Raw genomic sequence first — 16,104 nt, forward strand, 5'->3', positions numbered from 1 at the left:
TTTCCTGTCGTCCTGTCGGCTGGTGCAAAGCTGAAGAGTAGTTTAGGTTAGCCTTCCCTTAGTTTCACCTGGTGGGGGTGTATCCATGGCGAGGCCAAGTGGCCTGCGTGCCAACGGAGTTCGCGCTCTTCTCGCGGTCGCCTCGGCGTCCGCCCTGCTGATCCCGGCGGCCACGGCCGCTGAAGCGGCGGGCGGATCGGCGACCGGCCCGGAGGGGCAGAAACTCACCGTCTCGAAGTCGTCCGGCCTCGCCGCGGCGGGCGAGACGGTCACGGTGACCGGCTCCGGCTACAACACCGAGAAGGGCATCTACGTCGCCTTCTGCGTCGACAACGGCGCCGGGAAAACGCCCACGCCGTGCGTCGGCGGCGTCGACATGTCCGGCGAGTCGGGCGCGTCGGTGTGGATCTCCTCGAACCCGCCCTCCTACGGCGAGGGCCTGGCCAAGCCGTACGGCGGCAGCGCGCACAAGGGCACCTTCAGCGTGACGCTCAAGGTGCGTGCCAAGGACGCCAACACCGACTGCACCGCCGCCGGTGTGACCTGCGCCGTCATCACCCGCAACGACCACACCCGGGGCGGGGACCAGACCCAGACGGTGCGCATCCCGGTGACGTTCGGCGCGGCGTCGTCCTCGACGGCGGGCTCCACGGCGGGCTCCACGGGGGCGTCGACCTCGACGCCGAGTGCGAGCGCGTCGGCGAAGTCGGCCGGCGACAAGGCGGCCGACGGCTCCATGGCGAGCACCGGATCAGAGCCGGCGCTGCCGGTCGGCCTGACCGCCGCCGCGCTGGTCGCGGCCGGGTCCGGCGCCTGGTTCTGGGCACGGCGCCGCCGAACCTGACACCCCCTCATATCCGCATGGGAGAACAGAATATGGCGAAGAGAACCGGTGCCGTCGCCCTGGTGGCCGGCGCCCTGTTCGCGCTCGGCGCCCCGGCCTCGGCTGCCGTCCGGGAACTGCCCGAAGGGGCGCGCGCGGAGTGGACCCTGACCGCCCCGGGCGTCTCGCTCGGCGTCACCGCACCGGCCGTGCGCACCGCCGACGGCAGCGCCTCGTTCCCCGCCCTCGACGGCGGCACGGACTCCGGAACCGGCGTCACCGAGCTGGAGTTGGGCGGCGCGGCCCGCCTCGACACCGCGGCGCGGCAGCCGCTCGTGCTCGCCGGACTGCGGCTGCGGCTGACCGGTGACGAGGGTGAGCTGTATGCCCGTACGGTCGTCGACGGCCGGGCCCGCGAGCTGGCCCTGGCCGAGGTGGCCGGGTCGCGCGCCTCGCTCACCGAGGAGGGCGCGGCGCTGCTGTCGTCCTGGAGCGGCACGGAGTTCGTGGCGGGCGCGGCGCTGGGCGAGTTCGACGTGACGCTGCCGGAGGCGGCCGTCGAGTCCCCTCAGGCGTCCCCGACGCCTGTCGACGGGTCTGCCGGGCAGGCCGCCGGGCCGACCGCCGACGCGCGGGAGGCGGCAGCGGCTGCCGTGGCCCGCTCCGCCCTCGCACCCGGCACCGAACAGACCGTGAGCGCAACGGGGTTCGCCCCCGGCGCGGTCGTGCTCGTCGCGATCGACGGAGACACGCGCTACCAGGACGTGGCCGACGCGCAGGGCCGTCTCGCCCGCTCGTTCCCCGTGTACGCCACGGCGGTCGAGGGCGCGCACACCGTCGAGCTGACCCAAGTGGGCGGCGAACAGCAGGTTGTCGCTGTCGACTTTACCGTCCATTGACAAACCTCGGAAGATCATAGTTAGGTAAGCCTTACCTAAGTTCATCTCCCTTTCTGAGAGGAACCACCGTGAGAGTCTCCGTCGCTCGCGCCGGTCTCGCCGTCGCCGCCTCCGCCGCCCTGACGCTGGGCCTGGCCACCTCCGCCTCCGCCGCCACCTCGACCCGCACGATCGTCGACGGCAGCACCACGTACAACCTGTCGCTGACGGCCCCCGACACCGCCGCCGCGGCCGGCCAGGTCATCACCGTCACCGGCTCCGGGTACAACACGAGCCAGGGCATCTACGTCGGCCTGTGCGTCGTCGACGGCGCCGCGGGCGCCAACAAGCCCACCCCCTGCCTCGGCGGCCAGGACGAGACCGGCGCCACCGGCGCCTCGCACTGGATCAACAACGTCTTCGGCGGCCTGTTCGCCAACAGCTCCAAGTTCGGCACCGGCGGCACCTTCAGCGTGCAGATCTACGTCCAGGCCACCCTCGAGGACGGCAGCGTCTGCGGCGAGGACGTGACCTGCGCGATCGTCACGCGGGCCGACCACTTCGACACCAACGACCGCAAGTACGACGTCCACGTCCCGATCACCTTCCAGTAGACGCCCGTCGCTCCGAGCGGTACCACGGGCCGGCCTTCGCGGCCGGCCCGTTCCGGCCGCCCCGGTGGGGTGTCCGGTGCGCACCCGACAGACGAGGAAGACCTCATGACAGACGACACGACGGCCCGGCGGCGGCCGGGACGGAGGGCCCGGCTCCGGCCGAGACGGACTCCGGCGCTGCTGGGCGCCGTCACCCTGGTGGCCGCCGCGGCCACGGCCGTCACGGTGGGGCCGGCCGCGCAGGCCGCCGACACACCGAGGACCGGCCTCGGCGCGCAGGGCCAGACCCTCACCGTGTCCGCCTCCGCCGACCTCGACCCGGCCGGCGACACCATCCGCGTCACCGGCGCGGGCTACGACGTCACCAAGGGCGTCTACGTCGCCCTCTGCAAGGACAACGGCGACAACCGCATCCCGACCCCGTGTCTCGGCGGCGCCGACCAGACCGGCGGCAGCGGAGCCTCGAAGTGGATCGTCCCTGCGGGGTCCACGGAGGCGCCCGCCGGGGTCGCCGAGGAGTGGGGCGCGGGCGGCACCTTCGACGTCGAACTCGGCGTCAGGATGAAGGACAACGGCCTGGACTGCGCCGAGGTCGCCTGCTCGGTCGTCACCCGCGTCGACCACAACGGCACCGGCGACCGCTCCCAGGACATCCGCATCCCCGTGTTCTTCAAGGGCCAGGACAGCGGCGGGGACGACGGCGGCGAGGGCGAGACCGTGCCGCCGGGCACCGTCAGCCATGTGCGCTCGGCCGAGTTCACCAACGCCGGCATGCCGCTCGCCCTGCTGCTGCACCCCGACTCCAAGAAGCTGTACGTCGGCTCGGGCAACATCGTCGACACCGGGAGCGTCAACGAGTCCGGTCTGTACGTCCTCGAACCCGAGGACGGCAAGCTCGTCGGCTACATCCCGCAGGCGCCCGGCTCCAACGGCACCACCCTGGCGCAGCGCGTCGTCCAGCGCATCGTCGAGCCGCTGCCGGGCGACGGCGTCGTCTTCCACTACCCCGTGCGCGGCATCGGCACCGCCAAGGCCGGCGACACCTCCGCGAAGGGCGCGTGGCCGGGCGGCAACCCCATCACCGGCACCGGCCCCGGCACCACCGACCAGACCGTCCTGATCGCCCAGGGCGCGGTCGTCTCCGAGGTCGCGTACGCCACCGGAGCGCTCATCCGGACGACCACGCTGCCCAGCAGCGGCGGCCACCTCGGCGTGGACACCGCCCGGGACCTCGCCTGGGTCTCCGACGCCGTCAACGGCAAGCTGTTCCGGGTGAGCACCGCCGGCTCCACGACCCTGGCACTCACCGGCACCTACGACCTGCCCAAGGGCACGGCCTTCGTCACCGCCGTGGACCCGGCGACCGGCAACGTCTGGGTGGGCTCCGGCTACTCGGTGCACGTGTTCGACAAGGACGGCAAGTCCCTGGCCGAGCTCAAGGGCACGGACATGCCCACGGCCATCGCCTTCGACGCCACCACCCACGAGGCGTACGTCCTGCGCGAGGACTACGGCAACGAGGAGGACGGCGCCGACCAGAAGGGCCTCCTGGAGGTCTACGACAGCGCCACCTTCGCGCAGGCGGCCACGCCGTCGCCCCTGCCGGGCAACCGCACCAACGCCTACGCGGGCATCGCGGTCACCCCGGGCGGCGGCTCGGTCTACCTGACGGACGGCGCCGAGGGCAAGATCCTCAAGTACGACCGCCGGGTCTCCCCGAAGGTCACCCAGACCCCCACCGACCGGACCGTCGCCGTCGGCGACACGGTCACCTTCGTCGCGGCGGCCGAGGGCATCCCGGCGCCCACCCCGAAATGGGAGGTCAGCCCCGACGACGGCCAGACCTGGAGCGCCGTCACCAGCGCCCCGCAGAGCAACACCTACACGTTCACCGCGCGCGCCGCGCACGACGGCTACCGCTACCGGGTGGCCTTCACCAACACCTCCGGCACGACCCGCACCTCGGAGTTCACGCTGACGGTCGAGGCGGCCGACGACGACGGCGGTGACGGCGACGGCGACCAGACACCCTCCGGAACGAGGACCGTCACCGGCACGGAGGGCCAGAAGCTCACCGTCACCCCGGTGAACGACCTGGCCACCGAGGACCAGGTCCTCAAGGTCACCGGTACCGGCTACGACGTCGACAAGGGCATCTACGTCGCCCTGTGCGTCGACAACGGCGCCGGCGAACTGCCCACCCCCTGTGTCGGCGGCGTCGACATGACCGGCGGCTCGCACAGCTCGGCGTGGATCTCCTCCAACCCGCCCGACTACGGCGAGGAGTTGGCGACCCCGTACGGCGCCGGCGGCACCTTCTCGGTGGAGCTGACCGTGGACGCCAAGGACGAGTTCACCGACTGCTTCAAGGCGACCTGTGTGCTGGCCACCCGCGCCGACCACACCCTCTCCGGCGACCGCTCCCAGGACGTGAAGGTCCCGGTCGCCTTCGTCGGCCAGGACCCGGTGGACACGGACGACGACGGGGGCGACACCGGCGGCACGGACGGCGGCTCGACCTCGGGCACGACGGGCGGCTCGACCTCGGGCTCGACCTCCGGCTCCACGACCGCCTCCGGCGGCACCGGCGGCACGACTGCCGGCTCCTCCGCCGGCAGCCTCGCCTCCACCGGCGCGACCGTCGGCACGGCGGCGGGCCTGGCCCTGCTGCTCACGGCGGCGGGCTGGTACGTCCACCGACGGGCGAAGACGGCCCAGGCCACCCGCTAGACCCCTGGGAGCCGTCCTAGTCACCGGACCCCGGCGAGGCGCCCGCCTGCCGGGGTCCTGCCGTGTCGTAGGCGTCCGGTGCGGACACCGCCCGGACGTCCACCTCGATCACCTCGACGGCGGGCTGCCGCACGGCCCCGGCCAGTACCAGGCGGCCGCTCGCGTGCAGCGCGACCCCGGTCATCGGCACGGCGACCACGAGCAGCGCCGCTCCCAGCACCAGGCCCATCACCGGGAACCCGGCCCAGGCCGACAGCACGCTCCCGGTCAGCGGTCCGGCCGCCGTGCCCAGCGAGCCCGCCGCCCCGACGAGCACCGCCCAGCGCCCGCGCGGGTCCAGCGAGGCGGCCAGCCCGATCAGATACGACAGGACGACCGGGTAGAGCACGTTCCAGGCGATCTCACCGGTCGTGAAGCTCACCGGCCCGGTGGCCGAGGCGCTGGCCACCACACATCCGGCGATCAGGACGGTCCCGGCGCCGATCGGCACCGCCCGCCCCAGCCGCGCCCCGAGCGCCCTCGCGCCCAGCACGCCCATGAGCCCGGCCCCCAGCGCCACCGCGAACACCGCGCCGACGGCGGCCTCGCTGAGCCCCGCCTGCGTCAGCCCGATCCGCCCGCTCACTCCCCAGAGGGAGTTCTGCACGAGGGACCAGCAGGGCATGGCGGCGGCGAGCACGAGCCCCGCCCGCAGGTTGGGCAGCGCGGCGCGTTCCCGGCGCCGGGCGGCGGATGCCGTACGGCCGGGCAGCCGCGCCGTCAGCGGCCAGACGGCGAGCGAGGCCAGCGCTATGGCGGCCAGCGGCTGTCCATGGCCCGCGCCCAGGTGCGGAACCGTCAGATAGACGACGCCGGCGACCGCGGACACCCAGAGCAGGCCCAGCGTGGAGGTGCGGTGCGGGTCGGGCTCGGCGGCGATGCGGGTCGCGGCGACCGTGGTGGCCGTACCGGAGCCGAAGCCGCCCAGGATCGCGCCGGCTACGACGGCCGGTACGTCACCGGCGAGGGCGGCCCCGCCGTAGCCGAGCGCGGCGAGCGCGAGCCCGGTCCGGGCCAGCGTCCGGGCGCCGATCCGCTCCACCCGGGAGGCCAGCAGGAAGCCGGCCGACGCCGAACTCAGCAGCAGCGCGCTGCCGACGGCGCCCGCCTCGGTGGCGGTCAGCGGAAGTCCGGACTCCAGCCGGCCGACCACCGTCGGCAGCAGATACGGAGCGAGATACCCGGCCGTGAACAGGGCGAGGAGGGGCCGGGGCAGGGGGGTGCGACGGGCGAACACGGGCGTTCCAAGGCATGCGGGATGAGCGGCTCGGGAGGGTGGGGCGCAGGCCGTCGACGGACAGGAACGCGCGGGCAATTTGTATCAAGCACGTGGTGCGCGCAAAAGCGCGGGGTGTGTGATCTGGGTCACCTATTGTTTACAGCGGGAGATGCCGGGTAAACGCCGCGCCTCCAACGCCTTCTAGCGCCTTCTAACGCCAGTTCACGGTGCCGCCGGACCCGCCGGCGCCGGGCGCAAGCGCCTCGATCTTCGCCCTGATCTCCCGCATCACCGCCACGATCCGCTCCTCGTGCTCCGGCGTCAGCCGCGCCACCGGCACCGAGCAGCTGATCGCGTCCTGCGCCGGAGTGTCGTAGCGCAGGGCGAAGCCGAAGCCGGCGATGCCGGTCACGCCCTCCTCACGGTCCACCGAGTACCCGCGCGCCCGCACCTCGACGAGGTCGGCGAGCAGCGCCGCCCGGCTGGTGTGCGACCTGGGGGTCAACGCCTCGTACGGGCCCTCGGGCAGCTCCTCGTCGGGCCGCTCCGCCAGCAGCGCCTTGCCGAGCGCGCCGACGTGCGCGGGCAGCCGCCGCCCGACCCGGCTGATCGTGCGCAGGTATTCGTGCGACTCGCGCGTCGCCAGATACGCCACGCCCCGGCCGTCCAGCCGTCCGAGGTGGATGGTCTCGCCCAGCGCCTCGGAGGCCTCGTCGAGACAGGGCCGCACCAGTCGGACGCGCGGGTCGGAGTCGAGGTAGCCGGTGCCGGTCAGCAGGGCGTGGATGCCGATGCCGTAGAGGGAGCCGGTGACGTCCGTGCGGACCCAGCCCCGGTCGATCAGGGTCTGCAGCAGCGCGTACATCGAGCTGCGCGGCACGCCCAGCTCGTCCGCCAGTTCCTGCAGCCGGGCCGGACGGTCGCCGCGCGCCGCGAGAAGTTCCAGCAGCTCGACCGTGCGCGCCGCGGACTTCACCTCGCGGACGCCGCCTGTATCCGACATGGGCCGATCGTAATCGGGGCGGACCGGGCCGTTGACGATCGGCGTTCGTATATCTAACCTCCATCTTCATACGTGGATGACATCTACATGGGGAGATGAATGAGGGTGAGTCTCGACAGGGACACGGTCCGCCGACTGCGGGAGGGCATGGCACACGGCGTGCTCTCCTTCCCGCTCACGAGCTTCCACGCCGACGGCTCCCTCGACCCCGACGGCTTCCGGGCGCACGCGGCGGCCCAGATCGCGACCGCCCCCGGCGCGATCTTCCCCGCCTGCGGGACCGGCGAGTTCTTCTCCCTCGACGAGGACGAGTACCGCCAGGTGGTCACGATCGCCGTCGAGGAGGCGGCCGGCCGGCTCCCGGTCGTCGCCGGGATCGGCTACGGCTGGGCGCAGGCCGCCCGCTTCGCCCGCATCGCGGAAGAGGCCGGCGCCGACGCCCTCCTCGTCCTCCCGCACTACCTGGTCGCCGCCCCGCAGGACGGCCTGGTCGCCCAGCTGGAGCACATCGCGGCCCGCACCCGGCTACCGCTCATCGCCTACCAGCGCGGCCAGGTCGCCTTCACCGCAGCCTCGTTGAGGCGCATCGCCGCCATCCCGACCGTCATCGGCCTCAAGGACGGCCACAGCGACCTCGACCGCCTCCAGCGCCTCACGCTCGCCGCCCCCGAGGGCTTCCTCTTCTTCAACGGCGCCGCCACCGCCGAGATCCAGGCCCGCTCCTACGCCGCCGTCGGCGTCCCCGCCTACTCCTCCGCCGTCCACGCCTTCGCCCCCGAGATCGCGAACGCCTTCTTCACGGCGCTGAAGACCGGCGGCGACGGCGGCGGCGACGGTGATGGTGACGGCGACGGCACGGTCGAGAAGCTGCTGCGCGATTTCTACGTCCCGCTCGTCGAACTCCGCGACCGCGTCCCCGGATACGCCGTGTCGCTGGTCAAGGCCGCGGCCCGGCTGCGCGGCCGCCCGGTGGGGCCCGTGCGCGCCCCGCTCACCGACCCGTCGGACGACGACCTCGCCGATCTCAAGACCCTCCTGACCGCCGGTCTCGACCTCGTAGGAGCCGCCCTGTGAACCTCACGATCGCCGAAGTCCGGCTGACCCCGATCCTGGTCGCCGACCCGCCCCTGCTCAACACCCAGGGCGTGCACCAGCCGTACACCCCCCGACTGATCGTCGAGGTGGTGACCGCCGACGGCGTCACGGGCGTCGGCGAGACCTACGGCGACACCAAGTACCTCGAACTGGCCCGCCCCTTCGCCGACAGGCTGACCGGCCGTCAGGTCAGCGACCTGAACGGGCTGTTCACGATCGCCGACGAGGTGACCGTCGACAGCTCCCGGATCTCCGGCCAGGTGGACGTCGGCGGGCTGCGCGGCGTTCAGACCGCCGACAAGCTGCGGCTGTCCGTCGTCTCCGCCTTCGAGGTCGCCTGCCTCGACGCCCTCGGCAAGACGCTCGGCCTGCCCGTGCACGCGCTGCTCGGCGGCAAGGTCCGCGACGCCGTCGAGTACAGCGCCTACCTCTTCTACAAGTGGGCCGACCATCCCGAGGGCGTGGCCGCCGAACAGGACGACTGGGGCGCGGCCGTCGACCCGGCCGGAGTCGTCGAGCAGGCCCGGCGCTTCAAGGAGCGCTACGGCTTCACCTCCTTCAAGCTCAAGGGCGGCGTCTTCCCGCCGGACGAGGAGATCGCCGCCGTCCGCGCACTCGCCGAGGCGTTCCCCGGACACCCGCTGCGGCTCGACCCCAACGGCGCCTGGTCCGTGGCGACCTCGCTGAAGGTGGCCGAGGAGATCGGCGGCATCCTCGAATACCTGGAGGACCCGGCCCTCGGCACCCCGGCCATGGCCGAGGTCGCCGCGAAGACCGACGTGCCGCTCGCCACCAACATGTGCGTGACCACGTTCGCCGAGATCAAGGAGGCGTTCACACGGGACGCCGTCCAGGTCGTCCTCTCCGACCACCACTACTGGGGCGGGCTGCGCAACACACAGCAACTCGCCGCGATCTGCCGGACGTTCGGCGTCGCGGTCTCCATGCACTCCAACACCCACCTGGGCATCTCGCTGGCCGCCATGACCCATGTGGCGTCCACCGTCCCGGACCTCCGCCACGCCTGCGACTCCCACTACCCCTGGCAGTCGGAGGACGTCCTCACCGAGCGGCTGACCTTCGAGGACGGCAAGGTCACCGTGTCGGACGCGCCGGGCCTCGGCGTCGAACTCGATCACGACAGACTCGCGCTCCTGCACCGACGCTGGCTCGACGACGACGGCGCCCTGCGCGAACGCGACGACGCGGCGGCGATGCGCGTCGTCGACCCCGACTGGGTCACCCCGGCGGTGCCGCGCTGGTGACCGCGCTTCACTCTCCAGGGGGAGGTCGCGGCGGCTGAGCGCCCCGGTGCGCGTGTGACGCACGGCGGGCTGTCGGCGGCGTGGTGCACACTGGCCAGATCGGCACCACGTCAGGGAGCGCACCGTGACCGCGTCCAACGCGTCCACCGGAGAGGGACGCCACCGCCAGCCCGCGAGGACCGGCCAGCCCGTGAGAACCGGCCAGCCCGCGAGGAGCGGCCAGAGTGCCCAGGCGGGCCGGATCCGGCAGGCCGCCCGGGTCGACCCCCTGGCCGCCCTGCGCACCCCCGACGATCCGCCGTGGGACGTCTACCTCACCGGCACCGTCTTCCTCGACATCATCTTCACCGGGCTCGACTCCGCCCCGGTACGCGGGACCGAGTCCTGGGCGCGCGGCATGGGGTCGAGCCCCGGCGGCGTCGCCAACATGGCCACCGCCCTCGCCCGGCTGGGCCTGCGCACCTCCCTCGCGGCGGCCTTCGGCGACGACCACTACGGCGAGTACTGCTGGGACGCCCTCGAACAGGGCGAGGGCATCGACCTCAGCACCTCCCGCTCGGTCCCGGGCTGGCACTCCCCGGTCACCGTCTCCATGGCCTACGAGGGCGAGCGGACGATGGTCTCCCACGGCCACGAACCGCCCCCCGAGGCCGCGCTCGTCCCGGACGAAGCCCCCGAGTGCCCCCCGCCCGCCCGCGCCGCCGTCGCCTCCCTCACCCCCGGCAAGCGCGCCCCCTGGATCGAGCAGGCCGCCCGCCGCGGCACCCGCATCTTCGCCGACGTCGGCTGGGACGACACCGGGGCCTGGGACCTGGCCGGCCTCGCCGACCTGGAGCACTGCGAGGCCTTCCTGCCGAACGCGGAGGAGGCCATGAACTACACCGGCGCCACCTGCCCCCGGGCCGCCGCCCACGCCCTCACCGAGCACGTACCGCTCGCGGTCGTGACGCTCGGTGCGGAGGGCGCGTACGCGGTGGACCGTGCGACGGGCGAGAGCGCCGAGGTTCCGGCCATCGCCGTCGAGGCCCTCGACCCCACCGGCGCCGGGGACGTCTTCGTGGCCGGCTTCGTCACCGGCACCCTGGCCGGCTGGCCGCTCGCCGACCGGCTCGCCTTCGCCGGCCTCACGGCGGCCCTCTCCGTCCAGGAGTTCGGCGGCTCGCTCTCCGCCCCCGGCTGGTGCGAGCTCGCGGCCTGGTGGCGCAGGGTCCAGTCGGTCGAGGGCCAGGACCCCGAGGCGCTGCGCCGGTACGCGTTCCTGGCGGATCTGGTCCCGGCGGCGGAGGAGGTCACCCCGTGGCCCCTGCGCAGAGCGGTCCCGACGATCGGTTTCGGCCGCTCGGCATAGCCCTGCGGGCGGGCATGGCACGGGCGAAAAGTCCTACGGCGTTGTCAGTGCCCTGGCGTACGCTAGAACTCGCCAGGCCGCCCTCGTGGCAGGCGAGACGCATCCGGGAGGACGTAGAGGCCCTCGGGCCGGCCTATGACTCAGACACCGACAGCTCACACGCCCGCGCAGGGCAAGGCGAGAGCACAGTTCACCGTTCCCGCCCAGCACCCGATGGTGACCGTGCTGGGATCCGGAGACTCCCTCCTGCGCGTGATAGAGACGGCCTTCCCGGCGGCTGACATCCACGTCCGGGGAAATGAGATAAGCGCAGTCGGCGAACCACGGGAAGTCGCCCTCATCCAGCGCCTGTTCGACGAGATGATGCTGGTGCTCCGCACCGGGCAGCCGATGACGGAGGACGCAGTGGAACGCTCGATCGCCATGCTGCGAGCGAGCGAGAACGGGACGAGCGACGGCCAGGAGACCCCGGCCGAAGTGCTCACACAGAACATCCTGTCCTCGCGAGGCCGCACGATCCGCCCCAAGACCCTCAACCAGAAGCGGTACGTCGACGCGATCGACAAGCACACGATCGTCTTCGGCATCGGTCCCGCGGGCACCGGCAAGACCTATCTGGCCATGGCCAAGGCGGTCCAGGCCCTCCAGGCCAAGCAGGTCACCCGCATCATCCTGACCCGCCCCGCGGTGGAGGCCGGCGAACGCCTCGGCTTCCTCCCCGGCACCCTCTACGAAAAGATCGACCCGTACCTGCGCCCCCTCTACGACGCCCTCCACGACATGCTCGACCCGGACTCGATCCCGAAGCTGATGGCAGCGGGAACGATCGAGGTCGCGCCGCTGGCGTACATGAGGGGTAGGACTCTGAACGACGCCTTCATCATTCTCGATGAGGCTCAGAACACGAGTCCCGAGCAGATGAAGATGTTCCTGACGCGGCTCGGGTTCGAGTCGAAGATCGTGATCACGGGTGACGTGACGCAGGTGGACCTGCCGAACGGCACCAAGTCGGGGCTCCGTCAGGTGCAGGAGATCCTGGAGGGGCTGGACGACGTCCACTTCTCGCGGTTGTCGTCCCAGGATGTCGTCCGGCACAAGCTGGTCGGCCGTATCGTCGACGCGTACGAGAAGTACGACAGCGAGAACGGTACGGAGAACGGCACCCACAAGGGCGGCCGGAACAAGCGGAAGTAGACAAGCCAGCACCATGTCGATCGACGTCAACAACGAGTCCGGAACCGAGGTCGACGAGCAGGCGATCCTCGACATCGCCCGCTACGCGCTCGCGCGGATGCGCATCCACCCGCTCTCCGAACTCTCGGTGATCGTCGTGGACGCCGACGCCATGGAGCAGCTCCACATCCAGTGGATGGACCTGCCCGGTCCGACGGACGTCATGTCCTTCCCGATGGACGAGCTGCGTCCGCCGTCGAAGGACGACGACGAGCCGCCGCAGGGGCTGCTCGGCGACATCGTGCTGTGCCCGGAGGTCGCCGAGCGGCAGGGCAAGGAAGCGCCCACGCAGCACTCCATGGACGAGGAGCTCCAACTGCTCACCGTCCACGGGGTGCTGCACCTGCTCGGGTACGACCACGAGGAGCCCGACGAGAAGGCCGAGATGTTCGGCCTTCAGGCGGCCATCGTGGACGGATGGCGGGGTGAGAAGGGCATGACCGGGGCGTCGCCGGCGCCGACCGTGTCATGAGCCTCGGTCTCGTCTCCGGCGCGATCGCCCTGGTCGTCGTCGCCTGGCTCGCCGCCTGCGCGGAGGCGGGCCTCGCGCGTGTCTCCAGCTTCCGGGCCGAGGAGGCCGTGCGGTCCGGCCGACGCGGCAGCGCCAAGCTCGCGCAGATCGCCGCCGACCCGACCCGCTATCTCAACGTGGCGCTGCTGGTCCGCGTCGCCTGCGAGATGGCGGCCGCCGCGCTGGTCACCTACGCCTGCCTGAACGAGATCCACGGCACGACCCCGGCGCTGCTCACCGCGATCGGCGTGATGGTCCTGGTGTCGTACGTCGCCGTGGGCGTCTCCCCGCGCACCATCGGCCGCCAGCACCCGCTGAACACGGCGACGGCGGCCGCGTACGTGCTGCTGCCGCTGGCCCGGATCATGGGCCCGATCCCTTCGCTGCTGATCCTCATCGGCAACGCGCTCACGCCCGGCAAGGGTTTCCGTCGGGGCCCCTTCGCCTCCGAGGCCGAGCTGCGCGCGCTGGTCGACCTCGCCGAGAAGGAGTCGCTGATCGAGGACGACGAGCGCCGCATGGTGCACTCGGTCTTCGAGCTGGGCGACACCCTCGTCCGGGAGGTCATGGTCCCGCGGACCGACCTCGTCGTCATCGAGCGCTACAAGACCATCCGCCAGGCCCTGACCCTCGCCCTGCGCTCCGGTTTCTCCCGCATACCCGTGAGCGGGGAGAGCGAGGACGACATCGTGGGGATCGTGTATCTGAAGGACCTGGTCCGCAAGACGCACATCAGCCGTGACGCGGAGAGCGAGCTGGTGTCGACGGCGATGCGGCCCGCCGCCTTCGTCCCGGACACCAAGAACGCCGGCGATCTGCTGCGGGAGATGCAGCAGGAGCGCAACCATGTCGCGGTGGTGATCGACGAGTACGGCGGCACGGCCGGCATCGTCACCATCGAGGACATCCTCGAGGAGATCGTCGGCGAGATCACCGACGAGTACGACCGTGAGCTCCCGCCCGTGGAGGAGCTCGGCGACGACCGGTACCGGGTCACCGCCCGCCTCGACATCACGGACCTCGGCGAGCTGTACGGCCTGGAGGAGTACGACGACGAGGACGTGGAGACGGTCGGCGGGCTGCTCGCCAAGGCCTTGGGCCGGGTGCCGATCGCCGGGGCGTCGTCCGAGGTCGAGCTGCCCGACGGGCGCAGGCTGCGGCTGACGGCGGAGGCCGCGGCCGGCCGCCGGAACAAGATCGTGACGGTGCTGGTGGAGCCGGTGACGCCGGCGGAGCAGTCGGGGGAGAAGCCGGAGTGAGTCCGGACGAGCTGCGGGCGCTGTGCCTGTCCTTCGAGGCCGCCGAGGAGGACTTTCCCTTCCGGCCGGAGATCTCCGTCTTCAAGGTGCTGGGCAAGATGTTCGCGCTGAGCTGGATCGACCAGCGCCCCTTGAAGGTCAACCTCAAGTGCGACCCGGACGACGCGGTGCGGTTGCGCGGCGAGCACCCGGGGCTGATCGCCCCGGGCTATCACATGAACAAACGGCACTGGAACACGGTGACCGTCGAGGGCGAGCTCCCCGCCCGCCTGGTCAGGGAGCTCGTCGAGGACTCGTACGACCTGGTCGTCGCCGGCCTGCCGAGGGCCGAGCGACTGCGACTCGACCGGCCCTGACTCCGGCTCAGCCCTGGTCGGTGCCGGGGAAGCGGATGAGGAACTCGGGGCCGTAGCGATGGCCGTCGTCGATGGGCAGGGGCTCGTTCATCAACGCGAGGGCGCGCGACTTCAGGCCGAACATCGCACCGACGGAACGGCCGAGCGCGGCGTCGTCTCCGTTGTGCCATGCCTGTTCCAGGTGGCCGAGCATCTCGGTGTACTTCTCGTTGAACGCGTTGAGGAGCTGCTGCACGTTCGCCGAAGGGTTGGGCCAGCGCTCGGCCTCGAGCCTGCCCATGGGGTGCGTCTCGGGGAAGGGAACCGGCTCGCCGATCCAGTCGAACGGCATGGGCCCGGTGGGCGAGGGGGCCAGCCGCCGCCCCTTCCAGATCTCCCCGAAGCTGTAGTAGTGGGCCAGCGGGCCCAGGCCTTGCCCGTCATTGGGGAGGGTGGGGTCCTCGGGCCCGTGGCCGGTGCCCTCGCCCTGCTCCTTGATCACGTCGATCGCCTTCACGATCTCGGCGACGTTCGAGAACACCGGCAGCATGTTGTCGCCGATCTGCCTTGCCAGCTGGTGGCCCGCCACGATGGCCGGGTTGACCGTCGTGAACGCCTCCCGCAGCGCGTCGTAGAACTTGCCGATCGTGACCCATTCCTCGTAGAGGGGCGCGAGCGGGTTCTCGGGCATCTCGATTTCCATGAACACGTCACGGACGTACTGCTGGGTGAGCCCCTGGAGGTACACGTCGATCTGGGGCCGGACGTTGCCCGGCAGGTTGCCCGGGTACTTGGGGGCCGCGGCGATGATGTACGGAGTTCCGCCGATCGCGGACATCATGTTGCACACCATGCCCATGTGGAACATCTCGTCGTGGACGATGTTCGTGATCAGCCTCTCGGCCTCGGAGTCCTGGGTCTTGATGGACCACATGCCGCACAGGTAGGGCGGCAGCGTCGCCAGTTCCAAGGCGATGGCGGATTGCAGAGCGGCCTCGATCCAGGCCAGGTCGCGCTTGGGGGGTGGGGTCTCCATCAGCTGGGCGATCGGCATCGGCTTGGCGGCGATGGTGGCCACGGCGGCTCCCGTTCGTTTCGGGGGAAGGGGCGGGCGGGACCTGTGTGATCTTCCTTGGGGACATGGTCGAGCAAAAGAGGACGTATGGGTGAAAAATTCTCTGGCATATTCCCCTGTTCCTTTTTTCGTATGCTCGGGGAATGACCGACAGCAATGCGCTCGATCCCGAGGACCGCAAGATCGTCACCCTGGCCCGTTCCGCGCGGGCCCGTAACGGTGTGCCCGAGGGCGCTGCCGTACGGGACGAGACGGGGCGTACCTATGTCGCCGTGACGGTGGATCTGCCGTCGCTGCACCTGAGCGCGTTGCAGACGGCGGTGGCGATGGCGGTGGCCTCGGGGGCGGAGTCGCTCGAGGCGGCGGCCGTGGTCACCTCGGCGGAGGCGGTTCGCGACGCCGATCTGAGCGTCGTACGGGATCTCGGCGGCCCGCGGACCCCGGTGCACGTCGCTTCGCTGGACGGGACTGTGCGGCTCACCGTGTCCGCCGGCTGACGTCCCAGGGGGGCTCCGCCCCCCTGGACCCCCCGTCGCCCACCCTCCCACCCGTCTCGGTCGGTGACATCGGCACCGAACCTACTTCGGCCGGTTTTCAACCTTGCCTTCCTCCCGTCCCGCACGCATCAATGGGACCGTAAATTCCGACGGACCGTCAGATTCACCCCCCACCGGCAC

At 71.6% G+C, this 16,104-nt stretch carries 15 protein-coding genes; 12 read left to right on the forward strand and 3 right to left on the reverse strand.

Features of this window, described 5'->3' with window-relative positions:
• Positions 1 to 85: 85 nt before the first annotated feature.
• The 4 genes from ACWD4O_RS12655 to ACWD4O_RS12670 all read left to right on the forward strand — a co-directional run bounded on the left by ACWD4O_RS12655 (position 86) and on the right by ACWD4O_RS12670 (position 5,045).
• Complete coding sequence (locus tag ACWD4O_RS12655) at positions 86 to 844, forward strand: hypothetical protein (RefSeq protein ID WP_451279701.1); 759 nt, start codon at positions 86 to 88, stop codon at positions 842 to 844.
• Positions 845 to 876: 32 nt separating this feature from the next.
• Positions 877 to 1,722, forward strand: a complete 846-nt coding sequence (locus ACWD4O_RS12660; RefSeq protein ID WP_451279702.1) for a hypothetical protein — start codon at positions 877 to 879, stop codon at positions 1,720 to 1,722.
• Positions 1,723 to 1,790: 68 nt separating this feature from the next.
• Positions 1,791 to 2,315, forward strand: a complete 525-nt coding sequence (locus ACWD4O_RS12665) for a hypothetical protein (RefSeq protein WP_451279703.1) — start codon at positions 1,791 to 1,793, stop codon at positions 2,313 to 2,315.
• Between the two features lie 105 nt (positions 2,316 to 2,420).
• On the forward strand, positions 2,421 to 5,045 hold the full coding sequence (locus tag ACWD4O_RS12670) for an immunoglobulin I-set domain protein (protein ID WP_451279704.1): 2,625 nt from the start codon (positions 2,421 to 2,423) through the stop codon (positions 5,043 to 5,045).
• 16 nt (positions 5,046 to 5,061) lie between these two features.
• Here ACWD4O_RS12670 and ACWD4O_RS12675 read toward each other — a convergent pair whose 3' ends face one another.
• Both ACWD4O_RS12675 and ACWD4O_RS12680 read right to left on the reverse strand, forming a co-directional pair.
• Positions 5,062 to 6,321: an MFS transporter gene (locus ACWD4O_RS12675; protein ID WP_451279705.1), complete on the reverse strand. Its 1,260-nt coding sequence runs from the start codon at positions 6,319 to 6,321 to the stop codon at positions 5,062 to 5,064.
• Between the two features lie 193 nt (positions 6,322 to 6,514).
• Positions 6,515 to 7,306 carry an IclR family transcriptional regulator gene (locus ACWD4O_RS12680; protein WP_451279706.1) on the reverse strand — a complete coding sequence of 264 codons (792 nt, stop codon included), beginning with the start codon at positions 7,304 to 7,306 and terminating at the stop codon, positions 6,515 to 6,517.
• Positions 7,307 to 7,405: 99 nt separating this feature from the next.
• Here ACWD4O_RS12680 and ACWD4O_RS12685 point away from each other — a divergent pair, with 99 nt between their 5' ends.
• The 7 genes from ACWD4O_RS12685 to ACWD4O_RS12715 all read left to right on the forward strand — a co-directional run bounded on the left by ACWD4O_RS12685 (position 7,406) and on the right by ACWD4O_RS12715 (position 14,373).
• The gene (locus ACWD4O_RS12685) at positions 7,406 to 8,380 is read left to right on the forward strand and encodes a 5-dehydro-4-deoxyglucarate dehydratase (RefSeq protein WP_451279707.1); all 975 of its coding nucleotides are present in this window, start codon (positions 7,406 to 7,408) and stop codon (positions 8,378 to 8,380) included.
• Entirely contained in the window at positions 8,377 to 9,666 is a 1,290-nt protein-coding gene (locus tag ACWD4O_RS12690) for a glucarate dehydratase family protein (protein ID WP_451279708.1), read from the forward strand. The genes ACWD4O_RS12685 and ACWD4O_RS12690 overlap by 4 nt, the downstream gene beginning before the upstream one ends.
• Positions 9,667 to 9,907: 241 nt before the next feature.
• Positions 9,908 to 11,014, forward strand: coding sequence for a carbohydrate kinase family protein (locus ACWD4O_RS12695; RefSeq protein ID WP_451279964.1), 1,107 nt, complete (start codon positions 9,908 to 9,910; stop codon positions 11,012 to 11,014).
• A gap of 135 nt (positions 11,015 to 11,149) precedes the next feature.
• Positions 11,150 to 12,208: a PhoH family protein gene (locus ACWD4O_RS12700; protein WP_450949516.1), complete on the forward strand. Its 1,059-nt coding sequence runs from the start codon at positions 11,150 to 11,152 to the stop codon at positions 12,206 to 12,208.
• A gap of 13 nt (positions 12,209 to 12,221) precedes the next feature.
• Positions 12,222 to 12,719 carry an rRNA maturation RNase YbeY gene (ybeY, locus tag ACWD4O_RS12705; protein ID WP_450949517.1) on the forward strand — a complete coding sequence of 166 codons (498 nt, stop codon included), beginning with the start codon at positions 12,222 to 12,224 and terminating at the stop codon, positions 12,717 to 12,719.
• Positions 12,716 to 14,017, forward strand: a complete 1,302-nt coding sequence (locus tag ACWD4O_RS12710; protein WP_451279709.1) for a hemolysin family protein — start codon at positions 12,716 to 12,718, stop codon at positions 14,015 to 14,017. Before ybeY ends, ACWD4O_RS12710 begins: the two co-directional genes overlap by 4 nt.
• Complete coding sequence (locus tag ACWD4O_RS12715) at positions 14,014 to 14,373, forward strand: MmcQ/YjbR family DNA-binding protein (protein WP_451279710.1); 360 nt, start codon at positions 14,014 to 14,016, stop codon at positions 14,371 to 14,373. Before ACWD4O_RS12710 ends, ACWD4O_RS12715 begins: the two co-directional genes overlap by 4 nt.
• 7 nt (positions 14,374 to 14,380) lie before the next feature.
• On the opposite strand, the gene ACWD4O_RS12720 is transcribed toward ACWD4O_RS12715, so the two are convergent.
• Positions 14,381 to 15,430 (reverse strand): ferritin-like domain-containing protein, encoded by a 1,050-nt coding sequence (locus ACWD4O_RS12720; protein ID WP_451279711.1) that lies wholly within the window; start codon positions 15,428 to 15,430, stop codon positions 14,381 to 14,383.
• Between the two features lie 140 nt (positions 15,431 to 15,570).
• On the opposite strand from ACWD4O_RS12720, the gene ACWD4O_RS12725 reads away from it, so the two are divergent.
• Positions 15,571 to 15,924, forward strand: coding sequence for a cytidine deaminase (locus tag ACWD4O_RS12725; protein ID WP_450949521.1), 354 nt, complete (start codon positions 15,571 to 15,573; stop codon positions 15,922 to 15,924).
• Positions 15,925 to 16,104 lie beyond the last annotated feature (180 nt).

It is taken from the genome of Streptomyces sp. NPDC002623 (assembly GCF_053592635.1).

Coding starts and splice junctions, on each gene's coding strand:
- ACWD4O_RS12655 (WP_451279701.1), top strand. CDS start 86: ATGGCGAGGCCAAGTGGCCTGCGTGCCAACGGAGTTCGCGCTCTTCTC.
- ACWD4O_RS12660 (WP_451279702.1), top strand. CDS start 877: ATGGCGAAGAGAACCGGTGCCGTCGCCCTGGTGGCCGGCGCCCTGTTC.
- ACWD4O_RS12670 (WP_451279704.1), top strand. CDS start 2,421: ATGACAGACGACACGACGGCCCGGCGGCGGCCGGGACGGAGGGCCCGG.
- ACWD4O_RS12680 (WP_451279706.1), bottom strand. CDS start 7,306: ATGTCGGATACAGGCGGCGTCCGCGAGGTGAAGTCCGCGGCGCGCACG.
- ACWD4O_RS12685 (WP_451279707.1), top strand. CDS start 7,406: ATGAGGGTGAGTCTCGACAGGGACACGGTCCGCCGACTGCGGGAGGGC.
- ACWD4O_RS12700 (WP_450949516.1), top strand. CDS start 11,150: ATGACTCAGACACCGACAGCTCACACGCCCGCGCAGGGCAAGGCGAGA.
- ybeY (WP_450949517.1), top strand. CDS start 12,222: ATGTCGATCGACGTCAACAACGAGTCCGGAACCGAGGTCGACGAGCAG.
- ACWD4O_RS12710 (WP_451279709.1), top strand. CDS start 12,716: ATGAGCCTCGGTCTCGTCTCCGGCGCGATCGCCCTGGTCGTCGTCGCC.
- ACWD4O_RS12725 (WP_450949521.1), top strand. CDS start 15,571: ATGACCGACAGCAATGCGCTCGATCCCGAGGACCGCAAGATCGTCACC.